Here is a 24970-nt window from a genome sequence, read left to right on the forward strand (position 1 = left end):
CGTCTTACACCTCAGATATCTTGGGCGGTTTCAGCGAGCGTTCGCCGCAGCGTGCGCCGCGCCAGCTCGATCTTGAAGGCGGCGTGGCCTTCGGCGTGCGCGCCGGAAAGGGCCGCATCGGCGGCCGCGGCATAGGTCTCTTCGCCCGCGGCGCGCCCGGCAAGAGCACGCTCGCCTTCGGCAGCACGCCAAGGCTTCGGCGCAACACCGCCCATTGCGATGCGCGCACTGCGGATGCGTCCCGCGCTGGCGTCGACAATCGCAGCGACCGAGACCAACGCGAAAGCATAGGACGCGCGGTCGCGGACCTTGCGGTAGAGCTGCCGGCCGGGCGGCGGTGCCGGCAAGATCACAGCGGTGATCATCTCGCCAGTGGCGAGCGTGGTCTCGATGTTCGGCGTCGTTCCCGGCAGGCGGTGCAGTTCGCCAATCGAAAAGACCCGTATGCGGCCATCCGGCTGTATCGTCTCGACGCGTGCATCGAGTGCCGACATGGCCACCGCCATATCCGATGGATGGACTGCGATGCAGGCCTCGCTGGCGCCGAGGATCGCGTGAAGCCGGTTGAAGCCGCCGAGCGCGCTGCAGCCTGAGCCGGGGTCGCGCTTGTTGCATGGCATGCCGCGTTCATAGAAGTACGGGCAGCGCGTACGTTGCAGCAGATTGCCGGCAGTACTGGCCTTGTTGCGCAACTGGGCGGAGGCACCCGAGAGGAGCGCCTGCGAAAGCAGCGGATAGCGCCGTCTCACCCGCATGTCGGCCGCAAGATCGCTATTGGGAACCTGTGCCCCGATGCGCAGACCGCCTTCCGGCGTCTCCTCGATCAAGCGCAGCGGCAGCCGGCTGATATCGACGAGATGCATCGGCTGCTCGATCTCCAGCTTCATCAAATCGATGAGATTGGTGCCGCCGGCGATGAACTTGGCATTGGGACGCGCAGCCACAGCGGCGGCCGCCTCCCGCGGGCCGGACGCGCGCTCATAGGTGAACATCCTCATCGTTCATGTCCTCTCGGCAACGTCGCGAATGGCGGCGACGATGTTGGGATAGGCGGCGCAACGGCAGATATTGCCGCTCATGCGCTCGCGAATTTCGGCATCGCTCAGCGTGGTCTGCGCAACGAGATCGTCCGTGACATGGCTCGGCCAGCCGGCCTTGGCTTCGTTCAGCATGCCGACGGCCGAGCAGATCTGGCCTGGCGTGCAATAGCCGCACTGGAAGCCGTCGCGCGCGATGAACGCGGCCTGCATCGGATGCAGCGCCTCGCCCCTCGCCAATCCTTCGATCGTCGTGATCTCGTCGCCTTGATGCATGACCGCAAGCGTCAGGCAGGAATTGACCCGCCTGCCGTTGATCAGGACGGTGCAGGCACCGCACTGGCCATGGTCGCAGCCCTTTTTGGAACCCGTCAGGCCAAGCTGATGGCGCAGCGCATCCAGCAGCGTGGTGCGCGGATCGAGTTCGACTGAAGTCAGGCTGGCGTTGATCGTTAGACTTACGGGGAGCCTCGCCGTTCCGGCTGTTGGCTCGACACGACCGCCAAGCTGAGCGAGCGCCGGCACAGGATCGGAGACCCCAACAGCGAGCAGCGCCGTCGCTGCCGCGGACCCTTGAATGACGCTCCGTCGTGTCGGCCCGTCATTGGTCGGGCGTCGGTCCTTGCAATCGGCCATGTCGAACTTGCTCCTTGCGCATCAAGTGCTCGCTCGACGTAAGATGGTGGGCCGGCTTCGGGCGTTCTTTCAGGATTCCGGCAGTGTTACAGGATTCAGGAAAAAAGCTGTTGCCGGTAGGCTCGAGGCGTCATGCCGCGCTCGCGCTTGAATGCCGTGGTGAAATGGCTCTGGCTGGAGAAGCCCAGTCTGGCCGCGATCAGCGCAAGTTGGTGGTCGGGATCGGCAAGAAGCTGCTCGGCGCGACGAATCCGCCGCTCGATCACGAAGGCATAGGGAGCCATTCCGGTCGCGGTTCTGAAGCGGCGCGCGAAGGAGTCGATCTCCATATCCGCGATCGCCGCGAGATCGCTCAGCCTGATCTCTCCGCTGAGGTGCTCCTCGACATACTCCTGTATCCTGCGGAGCGTCGCCTTGCAGAGCACGCCATGTCCGTTTGGACGGGGTTTTCCGCCGTCGAGCGCCATGACCCGATGCATCGCAATGGCGGCGAGATGCTCGACATAGGCGGTGTCCGGCTTGCCGCCGGATGCAATGTCCTCATGCAGCGCAGTAAGGAGCGCCGCGATAACGGCATCGGCGCGATTCACCAATATCGGCAACGTCTCCGCCGAACGCTCGTGCCTGAACCGAGCGTGATCGAGCCAAAGGGCGGAGTAGACGAGATCCGGCTCGCCATAGCTGCCGGAGCGCTCGACACCTGCGGGGATGAAAGAAAGCGCGCCCGGCCTGTCTCGGCCGTCATAGACGAGTTCGCCGGAGCACGAAATCCGCGTTCGCGCGGTCTTGCCCGCATGGGTCAGCACGATCAGATGCGAAGGCGCCGTCCAGGTTAGTTCAGCTTCCTGGCAGGACCAGCGGCGATGATCGAAGACGATTGCGCCATCAAGCCATGAACACGTGTCCGGCGGCTCCGATCGGGTGTCGCCTATGACGCGGAGTTCTCCCTCTCCGATCATCGGGGTCAAAGCCATGGCAGGTACCTCTGGTTGATCTACTCAATTCGCTTGGCCTCACCGAAATGGGCCGCGTGTCCTATTATTTGATGAAGAAAAGTCGGGCACCTCCACATACGAGCTTGAGATCTGGCTCGGACCTCAAACTGTCGCCCTCCGTCACGAGGCGGGAAATGGCCATGCTACCCCCGCCATATGCCAGATCCAGGGGCGCGGCCGAGGTAGACGCATTCCGCAACACGAGGACGAGCAGCCAACTGATCCGAAATGCGGCTCTGCAAAGAAACAGCTCCTTCCGTGTGGCGTCGTCTTCGTCGCTCCCGGCTGATGCCCCTCTCGAGATTTCCGGAACTGCCCCGCGAGAAACGGCATCCATCGCATCGCACATGTAGCGCTCCTGCTTCGTTGAACGTGCGCACGATGGGATCTGGTTGTCGCAGAACTTTGCCGACCGCTACCGGCAATTGTCGCGATCTGTCTCAGGAACGCTGCATTGCATAGTTCGCGACAGGTTGGAGCCGGTTTCGCTGACAGCGCATCGGGACGGTTCCCTCAAAATAGATCGGCATGTTGCGGTCTTGACCCGACGCCACGAGGCCATCAGGGAAGCTGTGCAGCAAGCATTTGATTTCAGTCGACCCTACGCAACCGATACATTCTGTTACACTTTTCCGGTGGGTTGGGCGCTGGACTTCGGTATGATGCGGAACGGAGCAACTGGATGGACTCGGCACCGCACATCGCCGTCGTGGACGATCATCGCGACATCCGCGACCTCGTCGGCAAATACCTGACGCAGCATGGCTACCGCATCAGCCTTGCGGAGAGCGCTGTCGCACTTCGCCGTTTGCTGGAACGAAGTGCTTTTGACCTGGTGGTTCTTGACGTCATGATGCCGGGCGAGGACGGATTGTCGCTCTGCCGCCATCTGCGCAGCACCACGGACCTTCCCGTTATCCTGTTGACGGCCATGGCGGAGGAGACCGATCGTATCGTCGGCCTCGAAGTGGGCGCCGATGACTATGTGTGCAAGCCATTCAATCCGCGCGAACTCCTCGCCCGCATCAAAGCGGTGCTTCGACGAGTCCAAAGCCTGCCGCCGCAGAAAGGTCGGCTCGCGACCAGGATCGTACGTTTCGATCGGTGGACTTTTGACGTCAGCCGGCGCGAGCTAGTCGGACACGATGGCGTTGCCGTGCCGCTCAGCACGGCGGAGTTCCGCCTCCTGTGCGCCTTTGTCGATCATCCCGGTCTGGTACTCAGCCGCAATCAGCTCCTGGACCTGACGGTCGGCCGGGACGCCGATCCGTTCGACCGGAGCATTGACAATCAGGTCAGTCGCTTGCGGAAGAAGATCGAGGCCGACCCGAAAGTACCCGCCTTGATCAAGACTCACTGGGGCGGTGGATACAGCCTCGTCGCACAGGTCGAACAGCCATGATGAGCTTGTGGAAGCGCAGCTTGGCGGCCCGCTTCATCTGTTTCACGCTGCTGTCGCTCATGCTGTCGCAGGCAGTCGTGTTCTTCATTTCCTGGGATGAGCACGGGCAGGCAATCCGGAAGGCCGCCAAGGGCGAGATATTCAGCCGGTGCGCCTCGCTTGCGCGGGTCTTGGAGGCGACGCCTCCAGCGCTCCAGTCCGACATCCTGAACGCCAGCAACACCAGTTCAGCGAGATATTGGATATCGACCAACGGCCTGAAGGATGCCCCCGAGTGGCGGGAGGAGGCGTGGGAGCGTTTGGCACAACCATTGCCGCGCGTAACCTTTCCCGGCCACAGCGCGCCGATCGAGGTGAAACCGGATTTCGCGCGAAATACGGCCAGCAGCAGCAGCGCCACCTCCTCGCAATGGATCGATCTAAAGCCGGAAGCCTGGCCGCTGTCCCGACCTGCGAAATTCCTTTACCTCGATGACGCCACCGGCATGGGTTTGGCGGTTCAGTTGGCGGACGGCGCCTGGCTGAACACTGCATTTGCCAAACCCGCGCAAGACGGCTTCTGGACTTCGCAATCCACCGTAACGCTCGGCCTATCGGCGTTGTTGTTGTCGATCATTGCCGTATTCGCTGCGCGCGGCATCGCGCAACCATTGCGTCGCCTGGCCATAGCGGCCGAAGCCCTTGGTCGCGGTCAGGAGATCGTACCGCTGCCGGAAACCGGTCCCGACGACATCCGACGTACGGCCGAGGCATTCAATCGCATGCAGGCACGCCTGCATCGTTTCGTCGACGATCGAACCAGAATGCTGGCCGCCATCGGCCATGATCTGCGCACGCCTCTGACCTCACTCCGTTTGCGCGCAGAATTCGTACCCGATCAGGACGTGCGGGAGAAAATGCTCTCCACGATTTCAGAGATCCAGACGATGACGGAGGCAACCCTCGCATTCGCTCGCGAGGATGCGACCGCGGAAGCCACACGTACGGTGGACCTCTCCGCTCTCGTGGGAAGTCTCTGCGACGATCTCGCCGAACTCGGTTACGACGTCTCGTTTTCGGAAGGAGTGAAGATCAGCTATAGCTGCCGGCCAGACGCGCTCCGCCGCGCGTGCCGCAACCTCGTCGAAAATGCCATCCGTTACGGCGAGCGGGCACGGGTCAGCGTGGAGAGGCGGGCAGACAGCATCGAGATCATCGTCTCGGATGATGGACCGGGTATTCCCGATGGCGCCAAGGAGCAGGTTTTCACGCCCTTTTTCCGGATGGAGAATTCGCGCAACCGCGAAACCGGGGGCGTCGGTCTTGGTCTTTCCATTGCGCGGACCATAGTCCGCCACCATGGCGGAGATATCACATTGATCAACCAGCAGAAGGGACTGCGCGCGGCCATCAGCCTGCCACCGCTGGATGGCGGACCCCCTCCCATCAGCCCTCGAATCGCGGTCGCAGGAGTGAAGGACAATATCAACGCTCTCGAACCGGCAACCCGCAGCGTTTCTGCGTGAGTATTCGATCGAGACGATGCCCTGCCCAAAATGCGCTCGCTTGAAATTGATCCAGAATATCGGCCGAGCCTGATCACACTCGGAGCACCACCGAGCCCTGCCGTCGAGAGCTTGCGAAATTGTAGTGGATGAGAAGGCGGCCCGCCTTACTGTCCGGCGAACCCAAACACACAAAATCGTAGATTGGCGCGGAAAAGCATGATCTTGCCGCGCCACCCAGAACAAAACCGCGAACTCCTACACTATTGAAATCGCATTACAATCTTCCCTTGCGCCTCGCGTCGCCAGCCTGATCGCCGGGCCAGCGCTGGCACTACAAAAAATCGTTGATTTCGTCCGAACGATCCGGTTCCGGGTCGAACCGACGGCGTGCGCTTGCTAACCTGCGGCGCGGTCGCATTCGAGGCAGCGATCGGGATTTGTGACGCGAGCAGGAATATGGCCAGCAAGCATATGCTCGAGGGGCTGATAAAGTGGTCCACGCGCGAGCGCTGGGCCGGTAGGTTCGAGGCGATCCTTGAAGATCACCTCATGCAAACCTGCGACGAAACCGGCCTCGAGATCGATGATATAGTCTCGACCATTGGCGAAGACCTGTTCATGAGCATGGTGTGGGCCTGCGCTTTCGAAGACTTCCTGACCCGTGAATTCGACGACGGCGAAAACGCGATCGACGACTATCTCAAACGCCGCGGTTGGAAGGAAACCGCGTCGGTTCGCACCTACATGGCCGCGCTGCGAAATTCGGCGATGAGCCTCTATGAGGTCAGCGATATTGTCCGCGGCACCTCGTTTCGGGCGCGCGACCTGATCCGCGGCGGCGAGCCGGTCCTCATCAGCGAGCGCAGCGCTACCCAAAGCCTCAAGCCGTGGGACCGCATTGCCGCCCGCGTCGTTCAGGTGGGATCGCGACTGCAGATCGGTGGCGGCGTCCTGCCATTCGACCACGAGACATCGGAAATCCTGGTCGAGGCCGTTCGGAAGTTCGACTCGTTCAGCAGCAAGGAGAAGCAGGAGTTTGCCGAGGCGAACGGATACGACTTCGATGACGAAGCATTCTCGGACCTTTCTCCGACCGAGAGGCTACGCGCAATCGCTCCCATGTTCACGACATTTTGGCTCGTCGACGCAATTGACCGTATCCAGGCACCGAGGATTCCCGAACTGCGGAACGCCGAGGGGGACCAGTTGATGCTGTGCGAAGCGCGCTATCCGCTCGCCGCCGCCGCGACGGCCGACGACATCCGCGCCGTTCTGCAGGCATGTCCGGAGTTTCGTCGCACGAGCGCGACGTCCTGGAGCTGGGTCGGCGCAGGAAAGGACGCGGCCAAGCCGGCCGCAGCAGCATCGGATCACGGCGAGCCGTCACAGGAAACGCTCACCTTCGAAACATGGTCCGACGACGGCAAGCTCGTGCTCGGAGATGTACGGTTGGACGACAAGACGCTGGTGCTCAGCGTCAATTCGAAGCAGCGTTGCGACCGCGGATGCGCGCTGCTGTCCGACGTGCTCGGCGGATGCCTCCTGCAACCCTCGATCAAAACGGAATTGATCGAGCAAATCACGGCATCACGCGATTCTGGGGCGCCGCACCAGGTCGATATTCCCGAGGAGGAGCATCGTGCCATCGTCCATGATTACATGGACCGGCACTACCGCGACGTGCTCGATCAACCGGTTCCCATGCTTGGAGGGGAAACGCCTCGCGCCGCGGTCAAGACGGACAGCGGACGGATCAAAGTCGTCGAGTGGCTCAAGATGATGGAGAACCGGACGGCGAAGTCCGCTGACCGAGATGGCCCGATGGCCAATTACAGCTTCGGCTGGCTATGGACAGAATTGGGCCTCAGCGAATTGAGGCGATGAACGAAGGCCGAGTGGTTGCCGGGCCCCAGCTCTCGAACCGTCGTCGCGTGAAGGCGTGGGAAATCGCAGAGACGGCTGCATTCGGCGGCTTGGTGCGCCACTCAGAAAGCCGAGGACCGAGATCGCTGTATCTGAAAGAAAAGAGCGTATTGACCTGCCTTTTCGAAACCGAGTCGGATCGGCGATTGTTGCGCTCTGCGCTTGTTCAACTTGCATCGATTACGCCCCCTCCTTCCCAGACGAGCCTATATCGAGCGACCGCCGAAGCTGCCCCGTGTAGGCGACAAAGGCTTCTCCACTAAGCGTTTCGATATGTCTTGGCCGAGGCAACGCAATATCGACCTCGGCAACCACTCGACCTGGCCCTCGGCGACATCACGACGACCCGATCGCCCATGAACACGGCCTCAGAAATCGAGTGGGTGATCATTTCCCGCGTAAGCGCATCGAGAACCGGCGCGCCTTATACCCTTCGACCCGGCCACGCAGGGGGACCGCTCGTGACTTCTCGAAAGGAGCACGGTCCACGTGCTCCATGCGAGGCGGCCCGATCAAGGAAACTTGTCAAGGTCCGATTGCCGGCGCAGCGGGACGCCCTTCCTCGATCAGTTGTCGCCGCTGTTCGTCATTCAGCGAACCGGCTCCAACATACTGCACCGCGCTGTTCGGATTGTAGCTTCGTCGATCCCGCCGCGTCCGGCCTTCGTCCTCTTCCGGGCGATTTGAACCGCCGTCGCCGCCGCCGTACCCGAGAAACTCGACGATGATCACCGACGGCCGCTCCGACGGCGCCTGCTGGGTTGCGTCCTTTACGGCGTCAGCCGCGGCCTTGTCCTTGGTCTCGATCGTGAGCGGTGCAGATTTGGTCTCCACCTTCGGCATGCCTTTGACTTGACCCGAGACCTGGATGTTGTCCACGTTGACAACAAAGCGCGCCGCAAGATTGAGATTGCCGCTTACCCGTACGCCGGCGTCGCCGGCATTGACGGTGCCCTGCGGCGCGATCAGGTTGACGTCACCCTCCTCGATGCCGGTGAAGCCGATGATCGTGCCGATGCCGCTGCCGGCGATGTCGGCTTTCTCCAGCACTTTCGTCACCGCATTGACGTCGGTCTGGACCTCCGGTGCCGACGGCACGCGTGTCGTCTTGGCGCCGCGCCCGCATCGATGTCGCCCAGCGTCGACCAGATCGTCTCGTCGCCGCCGGCAAAGGTCAGGATGCGCGAGCGGTTCACGACGACATCGTCATGGGCGAAGATATTGATGCTGCCATAGCCCAGCGTAACCAGGCCGTAGCCTGGACCTGCGTCGGTAGACAACGCCGCGACCTGCAAACCGCCGCCCGGGGTCAGCACCTCAATGTCGCCACCCGCCATGGTGCGGAACAGCGCATTGCCGATGGTCACGTTGCCTTTCCAGTCGTGGCCAGGGAACAGTTCGTCGATCGCCGCATAACCGCGGTTATAACCGCCGTTGCGCGGCCGACCGTCTTCGCCGGGCGTGTTCTGGTCCGACCCCGCCTCGCGCAGCTCCTGCAAATAGACCTGGCGCAGGAAGCGCTCCTGCGTGAATTGCGGCAGCGTCTTGAACCGCGCCCAGGCGTCGAGCGGTGCCAGCTTTTCGCCGGTCATATCTTCAATGAAGGCGACGAGACCGGTGCGCACCATCTTCACGGAGCCGCTGTTGCGGGTCTCGAAGGCGTTGGTGAGATAGAGCGGCACCACCGTGCCATCGGGTAGCGTCGTCTTGAGGTAATCCGGCATCGAAGCGACATTCGCCGGATCGAGATAGGCCGCCAGGAAGGCGTCGTAGGAGGGCCGCTTGCCCTTCAATCCCGCCATCACCGTGATCGCAGCGCCGTCGTCGGGAAGCCCCGCGATCTTGGTGTCGGGAAGGACCCGGTTGCTCGTGTCGTAGCCCTGATTTCCACGGCTGTAGAGCACAAGATCGGTGCCGTAGACGTCGCGTCCCGCCGAGAGCACCAGCGCACCAGGCCCCAAGATCTCGACCTGCCCGCCATAGCGTGCGCCGACCAGGACTGATTGGAACGGGTTGGTACCGCCGATGATGTCATTGCCGGCTTCCAGCAAGGAGACGTCCGTCGCTCGAATATTGCGCAGCCCATAGTCAAGGCTGCGAATATCCATGCCAGCCCGGAACCACGTTGCCTCGTTCGTTGTGATGGCCGGCGACGTTCCGACTCCTTGCACAGGTTTCGGCGAGCCGATGATCGACCCGGACAGCGCGTAGATCCGGCTGGGCTCGTAGTCCTTCTCGTTCGGCAGGTGTTCGGGATTGCGCAGAGGATAGAGATGCAATTGATGACCGTTCAGATTAGAGGGCGGAGCGACGATGTCGTTGTAGAGAACGGTGTGGAAATTATAATAGCTCGGCAACTGGATCACCGCACCGTCGCCCCCCACGGGCTCCAACGGAGACGGGATCATCGCCGGCGTCGCGCGGGACATGACGATTGCCCCTGGATAGACGTCATTTCCGGCAAGGATTCGCAGCTCCGGGCTGCTGCCCGGCAGAGTGTAGATCTGGCCGGCGTTGATGACAGAGCCATTCAGCGCCGTGATGCGAACCCTTGACGGATAGAGGTTTCCCGCCAGTTCGTTCACCTTGGAATAGTAACGCGCCGCGGTCGGGGAGGTCACAAAATTGATGTCCTTCGACAGATATTCAACCTGACCGACAATCATGACGTCGCCGCCGGTCGAGGTGAGGCTCAACGCCGTGCGTTCGGTCTGGCCGCTCATATAGGCCAATTCATTGCCTTCACCCTTGCCGACGAGCAACGGGTCGAGCATGGTCTGCAATGTGAGATCGCCGGCTGTGTGCACATCCAGCGTTGCGTCGCCGAGAGACAGGATGGGTGCGATCGGATAGGTAGTCAGTATGTTCTGCTGAACGCGGACGTTGACCGACCGGCCAAAATCGAATTCAGCCGCCGCGATCGTGCCGGCCCCGCGCCCGACATAGTAATAGCCGGCCTTGATCGCACCGCCCGCCTCGATCGACATCGATCCGCCATTGCGCACCTCTAGCAGCTTGCGCTCGTCGATCGAGCGTCCGCCGCGCACACGGCCATTGGTCGGCAGTGCAACCAGCAGATTGAGCAGATCGCCGCCCGCGCTGACCGCGACGTTGCCGCCGCCAAGCGCTCCAACGCCACGCTCGAAATTGCCGTAATCGATCCACCAGGCGCTTTGCCGGGCCGGCTGAAGTCCCAATGCCGAATGGTTGTAGGGTCCGAACACGTAAGATGCATCGGTGGCTCCCTGCTTCTTCAGCCACTCCGTGTAGTGCTGCATCTGGGTACGATCGGCCGGAAGCGTCACCTCGATATTGCCGCCAGTCGCGATCTGGAGATGCCCGCCCCCGACGCCGAACGTAGCGCTGTCAGGTGCGGTCGTGAAATCGTCGAGCCGCGCCAGATCCCGCCGGCCAGCGGTATAGATCGATGCGGCACCGTTCAGCCTGATGTCGCCGTTTGCGGCGATGGCAATGTCACCCGTTCCGGTGCGCACGGCCGTCATTGGAGTCATCGTGCTCGTCGTTGTGCCGGGCTGGACCGACGAATACAGGAGCGCGATGGTACGCAGGTTTGGGAGGATCTGTGTCGTATAGAAATCCGCGAAGGTTGAGTACTTCGTTACGATGTTGATCCGGCTGGCGGCGGTGATGAGCTTATAGTCGGTTACTCCCTTCGCTGCCGCGTAGGTGTTCCACAAGTTCATCAGATACGTGTAGCCGGCTTCACCAGTCCCCCCAACATTGATGACTGCGGTTGAATTCGCATTCAGGCGCGTGCCTGCCGCGGTCTCGAGGGTCGAGAGCCAGGACGTTGGACTCACAGTTGCGCCCGCTGCGTTCGGCTTAAGAATGGCGTTGTAGCCCGGATCGACGTCAACGAGGGTCGTGTCGAAGACGGCTGTCCCGCCGCTGACATATGAGATGGGCGGTTGGCTGCTCAGGGTAATACTGCCGGCAGCGCCAGCAGCGCGGCGCGTTGGGTCGGCGCTCTGGCCCACCGGCGCGGCGCCGGCCACGAGAGTCTCGCTCCAGGATGTCGCAGCCACCGTGGTCCCGTCCGTCTTGGTGATAGAAGGCAATAGCACCGCATTGCCGAGTTCATTTGGTGACGTGGCGGCAGGCGTATTCGCTGCAGCATTGAACGGGGCCGCGGTGACCCGCGTCACTGAGGTCTGGGTCTTTAGAATGCCGGTCGTCGAGAAGCTGATACCCGCATAAGCGGAAGGAAGGGCCGTTAGGGAGTTGCTGTAGGTCGTGAGGTTATTGGTCGTGTTGTTGCGACCGCCGTTGAGGACGAGCGTCAGCGCCGAGCCGGTCGTTTTGTTGATCTCGATGTATTTGCTGTCGAACGTGTCGCTGAACTGGAAGAAGCCGTCGCTGATGCTGCCTTTGAGATCGATGTTGCCTTCGGCGCGCAACGTCAGCACGCCGGATTCGCCGAGGATACTGCCGCCTGTGCGGTAGACCATCGTGGTGTGGTCGCGCAGCAGCCTGCCTTCCTGACCGGGGACCACGTAAGCCTTACCCAGCAATGGATCGATGGCCATGATGCCGGCCGCAATCGCGGAAGCCTGATTGACAGTGCCAGCGCCGAGATTCCAGTTCGACTTGAGCACGATGTCGCCGGCATAGTTGAGCTCCATGCCGGGACGCGCATGGAAATTCGACTGGCTCGCCAGGCCGCCCAGCGCGCCATAAGCCGCCGAGACGTCGAAATCGCGCACGAATTCCACCAGCGTGCCGGCGCCGTAATCTGCGAGCACGTTGAGCTTGCCCGCGGCCGTGGCGGCGAGATCGAGTTCGGCCTGCCCGCTGCCGTTGATGTTCACGCCGACGAAGTTGGGGTTGCTCGCAAGGCTCGCGAGATCGAACCGCTTGAAGCCTTCGAGCACGATCTCGCGCGCGCCGGCAATGCTGCCGGCGAACGCGACGTTGACGGTGTCGGCGCCCGGCTGCACGATCACCGGCGCACGCAGGGTGACCTTGCCCCCTTCACCACCGGCCACGTCGATCAGGCCGCCCTGCACCGCGAGCGTGCCGTCCGAGATGCCGAGCGTCACGCGGCCGGAGCCGAGGTGATCCACGGTATCGATGGCGCCCGCCTGCAGCACGGCGGTGTTGGTCATGGTGAGACCATTGCCGCCATGGATGGCGATCGAACCTCCGTAGCGGGCGCGCGCATCGATCGTGCCGGCGATGGTCACGCGGCCATGGTCCGCAGCCAGCGTGAACGACTCAGTCACCGTCGTGCCGTCCACCGTGACGTCGCCGGTGCGGATGCGGAAGTCGCGCGACCTGGAGAAGCCCGCCTCGTTCAGGCGCTGGTTCAACGCCGCGAAGTTCGGCAGTTGCGCGATGTCGAGCGAGAACGAGCCACCACGCTGCCCAGCCGCTGCCTGCGCCTTGATCGCGCCGTCGAGCCCTACTTGGCTGCCATCCGAGGTGATGGCGAGCGAACCCGCACCGCCGCCACCCGGCTGTGCGGCGAGGTCGAGCACAGCGCCCGTACGCATCCGCACGGAACCACCGACAGCCGTCAGCGCGATGCGCCCCGCGTTGGTATACTCGGCGACGTCGAAGAATTGCTTGCCAAAGCCGCCGACATCGATCAGTGCGCCCTCAGCGAGGATCACGTCGCCATGCGTGGCGGTCAGCTCAACACCGCCGCCCAGCGCATCGGCGCGCCCGCCGAAGAGAATAGAACTTCCGGTCAAGCTCCAGCGTGAACCGAGGCTGTCCTGGTCTCGCGCCGGTGCGGTCGTCCCATACGCTGCAACGGTGAGCCCGCCAGTCGTCGTCAGCGATTGTGCGGCGCCGCTCCGGCCGGTCAGAAGCGGCGCGTGCAATGTCACTGCGGCGTTGCCGGCATCGAGCGAGCCTTTGCCTTCGCCGACGATGCGTGTCGTGCCGGTCAGCACAACCGCGTCGAATCCGCGCAGCGCCTTGGCGCCCTGACCGAAAGCCAATTCCTCCGCGACGAGATTCAAGCTACCATGGCCGGCGCCGGTCGGCTCGCTGAAGGTACTCGTCGAATTCTCCAGCACCAGCCGGTTGGCGACGACATCGATACTGTTCGTGCCGTAGCCGGCGATAACTGCCGCATCGAAGGTCACCGCACGCAGGCCGGACAAATCCACGGCATTGTGGAAGTCGATGCTTGTATAGCTGCGCAGAATCAGATTCTGCGTGTTGCGAAGCATGGCCAACGCGGCCTGATCGAGCACCAGGCCGCTGCCGCCGCCAAAGCCGATGCGGCCCGAGGCGACCGACAAGGTCGCGCCCGAAAGCTGTGCGCCAGATTGCATGTAGGTGTTGCGGGTAGCGTCAATCAGCAGCGCCTTGCCGCCCGCAAGCGTCGCTCCCGCGCCGATCGTCACCACGCCTCCGGCCGAAAGGTCCACATTCTCGCGGATCACCCGCACCGCATCGCCGTTGGACAGCCGGATCAGCGCGCCCCAATCCCGCGTCGGAGCCTGCGGCGTCATCACGAGATCGCCTGCGCCACTCGGCGCAGTACCGCTCGCGGCGATGACGCTGCCGGCGCCGATGTCGATCGTCTCGCTCGCGGCCAGGATGATCTCCGACCCCGTCAATGCCGAGCTGCTGCTGTTGCGAAGGACGATATCGTCGGCGGTCACATCCACCCGCAAGCCGCGCGTGTCGCCGCTGCGCACGCCGCCGAGCAAGAGACTGCCGGCGCCGAAGTTGGACAGGCTGGTGGCGTCGAGCACGAGATACCCGTTGGTGCGCAGATCGCCTGCATCCTGTTCCGCCCCGACGACCGCGATCTTCTCCGCCGCTATATCCACCAAGCCGCCGCGGCCGCCATTCGCCGCCTGCGAGCGCAATTGCCCGTTCAGGATCAGATCGCGCGTCGCCTTGAACAGCACGGCTCCACCATCCATGGGGAGCCTCGGCGTGACGATCTCCTTGCCGGTCAGGCGATACTGGGTCTGCTTGAATGCGTCGGAGGCAAAGAACGTATTGCCGAAGGCTTCGTTGTATTCGCTGTATTTGCGGACGACGTCGCCCGACATCACGCGCCATGACGACGGCATCTGATCATGGCTGCCGTCGAGCACGTTGCCACCATAGCCGGTCATGATCGCGGAACCGTCGGTCAAGTCCACCGTTCGCCGAACCGGCGCACCTTGTGAGCCGCTCATCATCTGGATGGCGTAAGCGCCTGGCAGCAACGCGTAGCGTGCCGGCAGGAGCGTGTACCACCCGGCGGAGATACCGTTGCCGCCGTCGAGCCAGATGCGGTCGCCGATCGCTGTCACCGGGCCCAGCGCCGGCATGATCGCGTACATTCCCGGGCGCGTCAGCACATCATGCGAACCGCCGGGTCCCGGCACATGCTCCCACGCATAGAGATCGCCGCCGCCGCGGATGTCGACAACGGATCCGGCCGCAAGATTGACGCTCGGGGCATCGAGCGTAATGCGCTTTTCCGGCGGGCTCGTGACGATGGCCGGCGCACCGCTACCGGTGCTCACGGTCCAGTTCTCGTTGTTGCCGAGATTGCCGTAAGGCAGAAGCAGGCCGTCACCGGTAACAGAGGTCACGCTGCCCGCACCAAGGGTCAACTCGTCGGTGGCCTTCAGAACGATCTGGCCGAACGGCGCCTTGAGCGTGCCGCCCTGCTCGATCACCGGCGCCTCCAGCGTCAAGGAGCCTCCCGCCGACAGCACCACACCGGCGATGCCGTTCCGCTCGACGATGATCTTCTCGCTCGCCTTGATCGTCGCGCTCGTTTGCGAGGCTGGATAGATTTGAGCAGCCCTCAAGACCAAAACGCCGGCCATGTCGAGCGAAACCGACTGCCCTTCGCTGTAGGGAGTGAGCCGAATATCGGTCGCTTCCAGGACCGCCTGCGCGAAGCCGCGGATGGCCGCCTGCTTGACGTCGATGACGGTGGCGGCGAGCGTCAGTGTGCCGTTCGATGCGGGGGCGGCGGCAGACGTCCCATAGAGAGCAATGTACGGTGCCGACAGGCGCGAATCGACGCCGTTGCCATTGACCAGCGCGCCGCTGATCGAGATCGAGCTCCCAAGCGTGAGGTCGACGCCCTCGAGCCGAACGGAGCTGCCGATTGCATTGAGAGTGAGATCGGTGAAACCGGACGATTGAAGGATTGCCGGACGGAAAACCAACCCCGCTTGCACAGCCGCGTTGTCGGACAGGATCAGAGGCGCCGTCGTGGTGGACAACGATATGGCACCGCCGCGTGCGCCGCTGCCACCGCCTTGCCCGCGCCACGTTCCATCAATCAGTCCCTGGCCCTTGACCGAAATGGAGCCGCCGTTGCTGGCAAGCCTGACTGGCACGTTCCCGCGTGATCCGAGCGCCCCGCCCGCAGGCACATCGATCTCGCCGCTGGCGCCCGAGACGTCGATCAGCGAACCCGATTCCAGGGCGATAGAACTCGCATCGAAGGTCACCGAGCCGCCGCCGAGCACAACACCATCGCGCTGTCCACGGCCATCCGTTTCGATGCGCGGCACGCCGCTCGCCACCAGCGCCGCTGTGCCGGCGACAGTGACCGTCGCCGAAACTGCCGAGATGATGTTGATCTTTCCGGCCAGCGCCTCCAGCCGGCCGCCGATCTTGATCGTGCCGCCGGGTGTATTGCTCTGAACCGCAACGGTGATGCTGCCGCCGACATCGGTCGCAACCGTGGCCCCGGCTCCAATCGTCACATTGCGGCCCGTGAGCGAGAGCAACGTCGGCGCGAAGTCCGCGCGCTGCGACAACGGCAGCACGACCAGCGGACCGATATCGGCAATCGACGTCCCCGACTCGAAGCGGGCAGCATCCGTCACGTCGACGCTGCGCGGGAGTTGCCGGATGGTGGCCCCGTCCGCAACGCTAATGTCGCCGCCTGAAGTGATCTGGACCGAACGGAAACCGAGATCGGAGTACAGCGTTTCCCCCAGACGGACGGTGCCCGCGGGCGCTGGAGCCGCGCCTCCGATCTGGAGGGATGAGCCTGTGGTCAAGGTCAGGCTGCCGCCCGACCCCGCCGCATAGCCGCGCAGATCGGCCTTCAACAGTTCCGCAGCGTCGATGTCGTCAAGAGTGATCTTCCCTGCGTCCCCGACCCGCAGATCGAGCTTGCCCTTCTGCAGTCTGTACCAGCCGCCGCCGGAGACATCGAGGACGGCGCCCGGCTCGAACCGTGCATTCATGACCTCGATGCTGCCGCCGCCGATGACCGGCGCCAATACCGTTGCGGCATCCGTCCGTTGATTGACCCATTGACCGCTGACATCGATGGCGGCGCCGGAGCCGAAATACACCCTCTCCGCCTGATCGAGTTTGACGCTGCCGCCGGCCGAGCGGATCACGCCGTCGACCCTGAAATCCTGGCTGTAAGCGTCCGTGGTATTGGCTTGAACCGTAAACGAGCTGCGCGGCGCCAGCTCAAGGGTCGTGCCCTTCTCGAGCGTGAAGCTCTTCGAGACATAAAGGTCAATCTTGCCGAAGCCCGCGGCACCCAGCACATCGGAATCGAGATAGGTCGTGCGGCGCAGGAATGAGTCGTCATTCGGCAAATTTGCGCCGCTATACCAGAAAGATGCGAGCGGCGTGGTCGCGCTGAAGTCTGCCGGCAATTGAACTGGGCTGTTCGATATGATCAGGTTGCCAAGCAACCACTGCTTTGCATCATCGCCGTTGTCGCCAAAAGCCAATGTACCGGCCTGCGCCAGCTTGCCCGAGGCAGCCTCGCGCTCGCCAACGACAACCCCGCCCCAATAGCCGCCTTCGAGCACGATCCCTTCGGCCGCATAGAACTGGATAGAGCCAGCCTTGCGGCCTTCCGTGTAACCGCGCTCGTAGCGAGCGCCCGTCTTGCCGAGAGGGCTCGTCCAGGTCTCCGTGACGTCCCAGCGGGCGTGCGAGCGGGTGAAGCCTCCTGCGAAAGCCACGTAGGCCTGGTCCGGCCTGGCTTCTCCGATGTCGTAGATGCGCCCATCGGCGCCGATCAGCTTGGTCGTTTTGATCCAGCCATCCGCATAGCGGACCGAGCCTCCCGAGACATCAAGGAGTGAGCCCGACCGCGTGATCAGTGAGCCGGCCGACTTCAGGGTGATCGAACCGCCCTGCGTCGACAGTTCGGCGATATCGGTCTTGCCCACGCCGACCCACGCCGACACGTCGGCAAGCGGCGTTCCCTGCCACGCTCCAGGAATGTAATTGCCGTTCTCGTCCGTCACCCACCGCACGCCGGACATCAGGTCATCGGAAAACGTCCCGCTCGCGCGCCGGTCAACATAGATCTTTTGTCCCCGCAGCCAGGAATCCTTGAAGAGCGGTGAATCGCGCAGCTCGTTGATGCGCAATTCGGCCTGAACGACATTGCGCTCCATCGCGATCATAATGTCCTGCAATCCGGCAACGCTGAGATACGCATCCTCCCCGATATAGATGCGGCTGCCATCGCGCTTTCTCTCGCCGGTGATGGGCTCGTCGGTAGCCCATCCATCGGTACTTGCCACCACGCTGATGGTGCCGGCGGGGACAATGACGCTCGCTTCGCGTTCGACATTGATGAGATTGCCGCGCAATTCGACGCGGCCCGGCCTGTAGCGCGTGCCCGTCGATGTCAGCTCGATCTCGCTTGTGTCGGAAAGATCCGGCATGACTGCCGTCACGCTGCCCGGCGCCAGGGTCACCGTGCCGGTCGACCAGAACCACAAGAGCCCAGCGGACGGGTCGCAAAATGAGCTCGAATAACATCCCATGCCCTGGCCAAAGCCCTGCAGGCGGATCGAGCCGTCACGGTTGTTGAGCGCAGTCGACGCCAGCAGGGCGCCATTCTGCATGACATCGCGGGCGGTCAGGGTGATGTTGCCATGGTCGGCCTCGACGATGCCGGTATTCACCACGCGATAGCCAATGGAAGCCGCGCGCAACTCCATTTCGGGAAGAACAGTATTCCTGACAGCGGTACTGAAGGCATCCGTCTCAAGCGCCGCTTGAGCGTAGGAGAACATCCAGGGCATTGGCGATGACGCCGCGACATCAAGGCCACGAAAGGTGCTCTTGTTGGTAACGGGATCAGGCCAGGCGGTGCTGGTCCTGAGATAGACCTGCTCGCCGGCGGCCATGATTACCTGGCCATCCGGCGCCAAAATTTGCCCTGAATTGACGACGTGCGGCGCGAACAGCATCGCCTTGCCGCCGCTCGCCGCCGTAATCTGCGCGCCGGCCTCCACCCGCACATCACCCGGCGCATCGCCGATCGCCGTGCGCGGCACCTGGCCCGGGTTATAGATGGATAAATTGTTTACAGGCCGCGGCTGCCCGAGATAGCCGAACTGTGGCATCGCGATGCTATTGCCGGACTGATCGTTGAAAACATAGAGCTCCTTGTTGATGCCCGCCATGAATTGCGCATTGGAAAGGCTCAGGCTTGACGCGACCAACGAGCCGACGTTGACCTGGCTCGCACCGCCGAAGATGATGCCGTTCTGGTTGATGACGTAGACCTGCCCCTCGGCCTTGATGGAGCCGAGGATCTGGCTCGGCGCGGCGCCGGGACCCACACGGTTCAGCGCGATCCAGTTGCTGGCGTCAGCACCGCCGGCGCGCTGGTCGAAATAGAGATCCGTCTCGCGGCCGACATTGAACTCCTTCCAGGTCAGTATAGCCTTCTGCTCGTTCTGCTTGACCGTGACCTGGGTGCGGCCGCCATTCGAGGACTCTGTCGGCAGATTCGCGCCCTGCCACAATCCAGCACCGCCATCGGTCGCGCCTGGCGTCGCACCCGGCATCACCACCAGACCACCCGGCCGCAAGCCGTTTTGTACCGTGCTCGGTGTGGTCCGCGCGAGATCGCGGGCGGCCTGCTGCGCCGCCTGCATGGCCTGGATAGATTGCGTGGCCTGCTTGAGCGAATTGATCGCCTGCTGCGCGGCCTGCGAGGCTGCCTGCGCGGTCGCCATGGCCGGCGCGGACGAAGTTGGCGCCGGGCCGCCCAAGGGACGGGAGAGCGCGCTGTGACCCGCCGCGAACAGCGCGACCGCACTTACGCCGGCGAATAGCAGGGCGCGCTTGGAGAGACGACGAGCGGAAAAAGAGCGCGGAGCGGCGTCGAGAACGGGCGGAAGCATGAATTGGCACTCTCGTCAGATTATCGGCCTCCACCCCCATGGCTTCGGCCGACCGTCGGACTTTTCCGACGACCATAGACGAGTGAGCACCGGCAAGTGCGCAACGTACCGCGCCAATTTTTTTCAGACCGACTTCGATCCGCCCGTCACCCTGGTGCGATCGCACAACTCCCATTCTGCCGCGCGAAATCGCGCGCATCTGCCCGGTCCGAACGCTCAGCTCACGAGCACCACGCCGCCCGGAAGTGACACCACCCGCGCTCCGAATGTCGCTTTCAACTGGGTGATCACGACCTCGAGGCGATCGAGCTTGAATTGCGCGGTGAAGCGCTTTTGTCCGAGCGCATCATTCACGAGAATGATACGGCCCCGCCGATAGCGATTAACCTCTTCGATAACTCGAGCCAGCCGCTCGTTCTGAAACAACAGCTCGCCTTCGCGCCACGCAGTCACAATAAGGGGGTCGACATCCTGCACGTGGCCCAGGTTGCGATCGTCATAGATGACCTGTTGCTTCTTCTGCAGTGTCGCAGAGCGTCCTTCCTGCTGAACATGAACAAGGCCTTCGAGGCATGTCACGCAGATGTCGGAACCATTGCGACGGACGCTGAACTGGGCATCGTCGGCCCAGGCACGGCCGTTGCCCGCAAGCACTTCAACGGGCTTGGATCGCGTCGCGAATGCAGCCTCTCCCCCGATCAACTCGATCTGATCGCTTCCGCCGCTCGCTGCCCGGACGTTGAGGGTGGTCCGGGTGTTCATGTCCAGCGATGCGCGCTCGTCAAGCGCGATATGGCGACGCTCGCCCGTCACGGTCCGGTAGTCGGCAGCCAGCTCGCCGAGTGACGGCCACAATCCCATCGGTGGTCGCGTGATCATGACGGCTGCCCCAGCCGCCGACGCGCCGAGAGCGCCGACCAAAAGCGCACGACGCCCGATCTGCGCGCGCACGCTCGCGTCCGCTCCTGCGCGCATGGGATGCCCGGTTTGCGCGACGTTTCCGATGGCCGCGCCTAGCACACGCCATCGTCCGCTCACCTGGGCAAAGATTTCGGCATGACGGGGGCTCTGCGCGCACCAGACCTTCAGCGCCGCGACATCTGCCTTGCTGGCGTGGCCCGACGTGAGATGCAGAAGCTTGGTCCAGGCTTCGCGTCTCAGCGACTCAAGCTCGCCCTTCGAGCGGTCCGCGGCCGTCATTGCTCAAGCGTTCCCATTGGCGAATACCATCGAACTTGCGTCCTCTATCCTTCCTTAAGACGCGTCGGGGGACTTGGGAGTGCAATCGGAGGACGAATAGCCTTCATTCTCGAGTTGTGCATCCAGATATTCCACAGCGCGCTTAAGCTCATACAGGACGGTGCGTCTGGAAATTCCAAGCCGCTCGGCAATAGCTTGATGAGTCAGCCCCTCAAGCCGAGAGGCGATGAGTATCGTCCGCGGCCGATCGGGCAATCCGCGGATCGCCCGTTCAACAATCTGAAGCTCGAGCCGTGCCTGTAACTCCAACGCCGGGTCAGGAGGTTCTCCGCCTGTTCCGAGCACGGCTTCGATTTCGGACCGGCGCGCGCGATTGCGTTCGGAGCGCAACCGATCCGTCGCAATATTGATGGCGATGCGCAACAGGTACGCTGACGGACGTTCGATCGAACCAACATGACCCGGCCGATGCAGCCGCAGCCAGGTCTCGTGCAGGCTCTCGCTCGCGAGCTCCTCCGAACCGAGCCGCCGCGTCAGCCTGACCTTGAACTCCGTGTATCTGTCGGTGAGCAGATTGCGTAACAATGCCCACGTCGTTTCCGCCATAATCGGTAGCCCCGCCGGACCAGATCAAGAACCCGAGTTCACCAGCCCCGAGGTTACTTCCCCCCATTCATTGGAGATCAGGCACCGGCGCAAGCCGCTCCAAGCGCGGCAAACGCCAGAAGGAGCGGCTTTGAACTATCAAGGCTGCATGACAAATTGGCTACGGTCCGGTGTCGCTTACCTGGTGGTCTGCGATGACCCGCCACAATCCCCCGTTTCAGACGGGGCGCGCGGGGCAACGGTGAGAATGAACGGCTGGGGCACGTTGGCCGGCGGCGCCGCGTTGATGCTGCCGCCCTGAAGCACGCGGAGCAAGGCTGTATCGAGGGCGACGTCTCCGGTAGAGGCCACGAGCACGCTACGTTGAATGGCGCCGGTCGGGGCAATCCAGAGTTCGAGCGCTGCTTTGTATCTGCCGGGCCGGGTCTGACTGTTTCGGCATAGCAGATCAAGAACGCCGTTCTGCAGCGCGCTTACGAAGCGTCCGTCGGGCTGGCTTGCCGGCGCCTCCGCGCGATCTGGCTCCGCCCGGCCAGGAAGGATGGCGAATGCATCGACATCCGTGCGGCGGGCCAGCAGTCCCGTCCCTCCGAGCAACGTCTGCAGTGCGCGACCCGGAGCAAAACTGCCTTTAACCTCCCGCGATCGCCGGCCGGCCGTTAGCGCGGTCTCGTAGAAGATCTGAACTCCGGCGGCAGTGCGGAAGACATGCAGCGCTTGGTCCAGCGCCTGTGCCGGAATGTCAAATTCCATGCTACGTTCGTCTGCGACCGCAAATGACGATAAAATCGCGAACACCAAACCAAGGATGAGCGCGGACGACCGGCACCTGTTCCGAATTTGAGCGGTGAACGGCGCATCGGTCGTCAATTGATCCTCTCCCGAAACAATGGACATGGTGCCTTTGGTTCTATCTCGATTGGGCTGATCTGGCCGATGGCCGAGCGGCGACGGCTTCGATTGAACAAGCCTTCGATATAAGCAATACACCGCACCTGGCTTCGTCGCACTTTACCATGCGTATCGCACCGCGCCTTTGCCGGCATAACTGCGGGTGACGTTGGAGACCCCCCCCTTCAAAGGTGCGCGCTCCCAAAATATCGAAAACAACCCCATGCAAAGGTGCAGGCGGCCGCGGGCGCGGCTAAAGCGCGATGAGATCAGGATGAATCGTCGTCGCGCTTTAGCCTATTGTTTGAGCATGATCTTTTCGGAAAACCGCTTCACACTTTTCCGGATCATGCTCTAGCAACTTGACACGTCGGGCAAATCAGGGGCATTCCTTCATTATCCCGCAATCTTGTAAACGCCCGTCGCCCCGCAATAGCGGGCTGTCTTGGCGCGGATTGCGGCTCAAAATCCTCACCCACCATTGAAATTGCACCGGCTCCGCGCGGCGAACGATGGCCTCGCGCGTGGCCGAACCGCGCGCGCTTGCCGCGCGGCGTGCCAGGGAGTCGCGACATGACCACCGCCCCAAGCCTCGCTATGCCAAAGACGATCGCCGCAACCGACCCCACCAAGGCTGCCGCAGCCCCGCGGATAAGGCTCTCATCACAGGGATTCTCCATCGACCATCCCGATCCGGAGCTCGGCGAACAGCTCATGGCGAACGCGCTGGGGGCTGCGGATCGCGAAGCGATGGATGGCATCCTCCGGCAATTGGTGAGGGCCAGCGTCAGCGGCGGGAGCCCCGACGAGGTCAACCTGTCCTTCATGATTTCAATGGTGAAGAGCATTCGCCCAAGGGATTCCGTCGAGGCCATGCTGGTGGCGCAGATGGTTTCGGTTCATGTGATGGCGATGCGATGTGCCCATCACCTCGCGAGTGCCGACGACCTCGCCCAGCACGACAGCGCCGCGCGCGCATTGGGCAGGCTCGCCCGCACCTTTCCCGCCCAGATCGAGGCGCTGAACCGCTACCGGAGCCATGGCGAGCCCGCCATCACCGTGCAGAACGTGTCGGTGGGGGACGGCGGCAAGGCCATCGTCGGCAACGTCACGCAGCATGCGAGCGTGATCGTTTCCGACAAGATCCGGGCCTCCGCCGCGCGGAAGGCGCCGAAGGCCGCTGGCTCCCAGCGACGGCGCGATTCCGCTAACGCCAAGCGGGAAGCACAGGCATGAGCGATCACATCAGAAATACCGCCCCGATGCTGGCGAGCCCGCGTTGCGGCGCCAAAACCCGCACCAGTGGCGCGTGCCGCTCACCGGCGGTGCACGGCAAGAAACGCTGCCGCATGCACGGCGGCGCACCGGGATCCGGCGCGCCAATGGCAAACCAGAACGCGCGCAAGCACGGCCTGTTCACCAGGGATGCAATCGCCGAGCGAAGGCAGATTCAGGCGTTGCTGGGTGAGGCGCGGAAGTTGTTGGAAGAGATGAAGTGAGTGGAATTACTTTCGCCAGCTTTTCCCGACATAAGCTCGTAGATCGCCAGGCACATGCTTATCGTCCAGCACGCGGACGCGCCTAATGAACTTACCGTTGGCCATGCCCCCGAATGCCCTGTACTCAATTCTGCAGGGCATCGAGATTGTTCTGAAGGCGCTATTGCTCATATCCGTCCGGCGAAGGCCCCCCTGCCGATCGGCCGAATGCAGCCACCGAATAGGAGATCGCAAATGGCAAGGAAACTTCCGCCGGTTCATCCCGGCGAAATCCTGCGGGAGGAATTTCTCGTCCCGCTTAAGCTGACACCTTACGCAGTCGCGGCCGCGCTGAACGTGCCGCGCACCCGGATCGAACGCATCGCGCGCGAAGAAAAGCCCGTTACGGCCGATACCGCGCTGCGGCTCGGCAAGTTCTTCAAGACCGGCGCTGCGTTCTGGATGAACATGCAGGCACGCTTCGATCTCGAAACGGCCGAAGACGTGCTCGCGCCGCAGATCAAGAAGATTGCGTCTTACGAGGCGGTGTAAGAGCTGTGCAAATCGCGCGCACCCGATATCTTGTAACCTGAGGCTTGTTACCCGACGCGACGTCCAAAACCTGGTCTAGATGGCGAGATATCCTTCCGCAACGAATCCTTCAGCGCAGCAACCTTCACTACACCGGGGCCAAACCGCGAGCGATCGACATCCACGGTCCGCGATGGCGGCAATGCCATTGTCGGCAACGTCACGCAGCATGCGAGCGTGATCGTTTCCGATAAGAACGGGGCATCCGCGGCGCGGAAGGCGCCGAAAGCCTCGGGCTCGAAGCGAGGGCGCGATTCCGCCGATGCCAAGCGGGAAGCGCAGGCATGAGCGGTCACATCAGAAATATCGGCCCGATGCTGGCGAGCCCACGTTGTGGCGCCAAAACCCGCACCAGTGGCGCGTGCCGCTCGCCGGCGGTGCACGGCAAGAAGCGCTGCCGCATGCACGGCGGTGCACAAGGATCCGGCGCGCCCAAGACCAACCTGAACGCGCGCAAGCACGGCCTGTTCACTAAGGATGCGATCGCCGAGCGAAGGCAGATTCAGGCGTTGTCGGATGAAGCGCGGAAGCTGCTGGAAGGGATGAAGTGATTGGCTTCGCAAGATGATCCGCATCTCTTTGGCACCGAGGAGCATGCGCACCGG

At 62.9% G+C, this 24970-nt stretch carries 15 protein-coding genes and 1 pseudogene; 7 read left to right on the top strand and 9 right to left on the bottom strand.

All coding sequences use genetic code 11. The features are described from left to right. Window positions 1-11 precede the first annotated feature (11 nt). The 3 genes from ACVJGD_RS19160 to ACVJGD_RS19170 all read right to left on the bottom strand — a co-directional run bounded on the left by ACVJGD_RS19160 (window position 12) and on the right by ACVJGD_RS19170 (window position 2647). Window positions 12-998 carry an FAD binding domain-containing protein gene (locus ACVJGD_RS19160; protein ID WP_456635807.1) on the bottom strand — a complete coding sequence of 329 codons (987 nt, stop codon included), beginning with the start codon at window positions 996-998 and terminating at the stop codon, window positions 12-14. Between the two features lie 3 nt (window positions 999-1001). After that, window positions 1002-1673: a 2Fe-2S iron-sulfur cluster-binding protein gene (locus ACVJGD_RS19165; RefSeq protein ID WP_456635808.1), complete on the bottom strand. Its 672-nt coding sequence runs from the start codon at window positions 1671-1673 to the stop codon at window positions 1002-1004. A gap of 95 nt (window positions 1674-1768) precedes the next feature. Continuing rightward, the gene (locus tag ACVJGD_RS19170; protein ID WP_456635809.1) at window positions 1769-2647 is read right to left on the bottom strand and encodes a helix-turn-helix domain-containing protein; all 879 of its coding nucleotides are present in this window, start codon (window positions 2645-2647) and stop codon (window positions 1769-1771) included. 703 nt (window positions 2648-3350) lie between these two features. Here ACVJGD_RS19170 and ACVJGD_RS19175 point away from each other — a divergent pair. The 3 genes from ACVJGD_RS19175 to ACVJGD_RS19185 all read left to right on the top strand — a co-directional run bounded on the left by ACVJGD_RS19175 (window position 3351) and on the right by ACVJGD_RS19185 (window position 7441). Further along, a complete protein-coding gene (locus ACVJGD_RS19175; RefSeq protein ID WP_456635810.1) occupies window positions 3351-4070 on the top strand; it encodes a response regulator in 720 nt (239 codons plus the stop codon). Between the two features lie 20 nt (window positions 4071-4090). Beyond that, on the top strand, window positions 4091-5575 hold the full coding sequence (locus ACVJGD_RS19180; protein ID WP_456635811.1) for an ATP-binding protein: 1485 nt from the start codon (window positions 4091-4093) through the stop codon (window positions 5573-5575). A 438-nt stretch (window positions 5576-6013) separates the two neighbouring features. Beyond that, window positions 6014-7441, top strand: coding sequence for a hypothetical protein (locus tag ACVJGD_RS19185; protein ID WP_456635812.1), 1428 nt, complete (start codon window positions 6014-6016; stop codon window positions 7439-7441). 564 nt (window positions 7442-8005) lie between these two features. Here the strand turns inward: ACVJGD_RS19185 and ACVJGD_RS19190 are convergent. The 6 genes and pseudogenes from ACVJGD_RS19190 to ACVJGD_RS19215 all read right to left on the bottom strand — a co-directional run bounded on the left by ACVJGD_RS19190 (window position 8006) and on the right by ACVJGD_RS19215 (window position 22302). Beyond that, window positions 8006-8578 carry a filamentous haemagglutinin family protein gene (locus ACVJGD_RS19190; RefSeq protein WP_456635813.1) on the bottom strand — a complete coding sequence of 191 codons (573 nt, stop codon included), beginning with the start codon at window positions 8576-8578 and terminating at the stop codon, window positions 8006-8008. After that, window positions 8536-19599 carry a filamentous hemagglutinin N-terminal domain-containing protein gene (locus ACVJGD_RS19195; protein ID WP_456635814.1) on the bottom strand — a complete coding sequence of 3688 codons (11064 nt, stop codon included), beginning with the start codon at window positions 19597-19599 and terminating at the stop codon, window positions 8536-8538. Before ACVJGD_RS19195 ends, ACVJGD_RS19190 begins: the two co-directional genes overlap by 43 nt. Before the next feature lie 216 nt (window positions 19600-19815). Further along, window positions 19816-20550 carry a FecR family protein gene (locus ACVJGD_RS19200; RefSeq protein ID WP_456640296.1) on the bottom strand — a complete coding sequence of 245 codons (735 nt, stop codon included), beginning with the start codon at window positions 20548-20550 and terminating at the stop codon, window positions 19816-19818. A gap of 96 nt (window positions 20551-20646) precedes the next feature. Continuing rightward, a pseudogene (locus ACVJGD_RS19205) lies at window positions 20647-20799 on the bottom strand (FecR/PupR family sigma factor regulator); the annotation flags it as partial. A gap of 54 nt (window positions 20800-20853) precedes the next feature. Further along, window positions 20854-21405: an RNA polymerase sigma factor gene (locus ACVJGD_RS19210; RefSeq protein WP_456635815.1), complete on the bottom strand. Its 552-nt coding sequence runs from the start codon at window positions 21403-21405 to the stop codon at window positions 20854-20856. A gap of 177 nt (window positions 21406-21582) precedes the next feature. Further along, the gene (locus ACVJGD_RS19215) at window positions 21583-22302 is read right to left on the bottom strand and encodes an energy transducer TonB (protein ID WP_456635816.1); all 720 of its coding nucleotides are present in this window, start codon (window positions 22300-22302) and stop codon (window positions 21583-21585) included. A gap of 708 nt (window positions 22303-23010) precedes the next feature. On the opposite strand from ACVJGD_RS19215, the gene ACVJGD_RS19220 reads away from it, so the two are divergent. The 4 genes from ACVJGD_RS19220 (at window position 23011) to ACVJGD_RS19235 (ending at window position 24916) form a co-directional block, all read left to right on the top strand. After that, the gene (locus ACVJGD_RS19220; protein WP_456635817.1) at window positions 23011-23532 is read left to right on the top strand and encodes a hypothetical protein; all 522 of its coding nucleotides are present in this window, start codon (window positions 23011-23013) and stop codon (window positions 23530-23532) included. After that, window positions 23529-23795, top strand: coding sequence for an HGGxSTG domain-containing protein (locus ACVJGD_RS19225; RefSeq protein WP_456635818.1), 267 nt, complete (start codon window positions 23529-23531; stop codon window positions 23793-23795). Before ACVJGD_RS19220 ends, ACVJGD_RS19225 begins: the two co-directional genes overlap by 4 nt. A gap of 234 nt (window positions 23796-24029) precedes the next feature. Further along, window positions 24030-24326 carry a HigA family addiction module antitoxin gene (locus tag ACVJGD_RS19230; RefSeq protein ID WP_456635819.1) on the top strand — a complete coding sequence of 99 codons (297 nt, stop codon included), beginning with the start codon at window positions 24030-24032 and terminating at the stop codon, window positions 24324-24326. A 323-nt stretch (window positions 24327-24649) separates the two neighbouring features. After that, window positions 24650-24916, top strand: coding sequence for an HGGxSTG domain-containing protein (locus ACVJGD_RS19235; RefSeq protein WP_456635820.1), 267 nt, complete (start codon window positions 24650-24652; stop codon window positions 24914-24916). Window positions 24917-24970: the final 54 nt, after the last annotated feature.

This window comes from Bradyrhizobium sp. USDA 10063 (genome assembly GCF_054063735.1).

Bases quoted from the DNA above. Each gene is read 5' to 3' on its own strand.
- ACVJGD_RS19215 (WP_456635816.1), bottom strand. From the start codon at position 22,302: ATGTCCATTGTTTCGGGAGAGGATCAATTGACGACCGATGCGCCGTTC.
- ACVJGD_RS19175 (WP_456635810.1), top strand. From the start codon at position 3,351: ATGGACTCGGCACCGCACATCGCCGTCGTGGACGATCATCGCGACATC.
- ACVJGD_RS19230 (WP_456635819.1), top strand. From the start codon at position 24,030: ATGGCAAGGAAACTTCCGCCGGTTCATCCCGGCGAAATCCTGCGGGAG.
- ACVJGD_RS19165 (WP_456635808.1), bottom strand. From the start codon at position 1,673: ATGGCCGATTGCAAGGACCGACGCCCGACCAATGACGGGCCGACACGA.
- ACVJGD_RS19220 (WP_456635817.1), top strand. From the start codon at position 23,011: ATGGCGAACGCGCTGGGGGCTGCGGATCGCGAAGCGATGGATGGCATC.
- ACVJGD_RS19185 (WP_456635812.1), top strand. From the start codon at position 6,014: ATGGCCAGCAAGCATATGCTCGAGGGGCTGATAAAGTGGTCCACGCGC.
- ACVJGD_RS19210 (WP_456635815.1), bottom strand. From the start codon at position 21,405: ATGGCGGAAACGACGTGGGCATTGTTACGCAATCTGCTCACCGACAGA.
- ACVJGD_RS19170 (WP_456635809.1), bottom strand. From the start codon at position 2,647: ATGGCTTTGACCCCGATGATCGGAGAGGGAGAACTCCGCGTCATAGGC.
- ACVJGD_RS19225 (WP_456635818.1), top strand. From the start codon at position 23,529: ATGAGCGATCACATCAGAAATACCGCCCCGATGCTGGCGAGCCCGCGT.
- ACVJGD_RS19195 (WP_456635814.1), bottom strand. From the start codon at position 19,599: ATGCTTCCGCCCGTTCTCGACGCCGCTCCGCGCTCTTTTTCCGCTCGT.
- ACVJGD_RS19160 (WP_456635807.1), bottom strand. From the start codon at position 998: ATGAGGATGTTCACCTATGAGCGCGCGTCCGGCCCGCGGGAGGCGGCC.
- ACVJGD_RS19235 (WP_456635820.1), top strand. From the start codon at position 24,650: ATGAGCGGTCACATCAGAAATATCGGCCCGATGCTGGCGAGCCCACGT.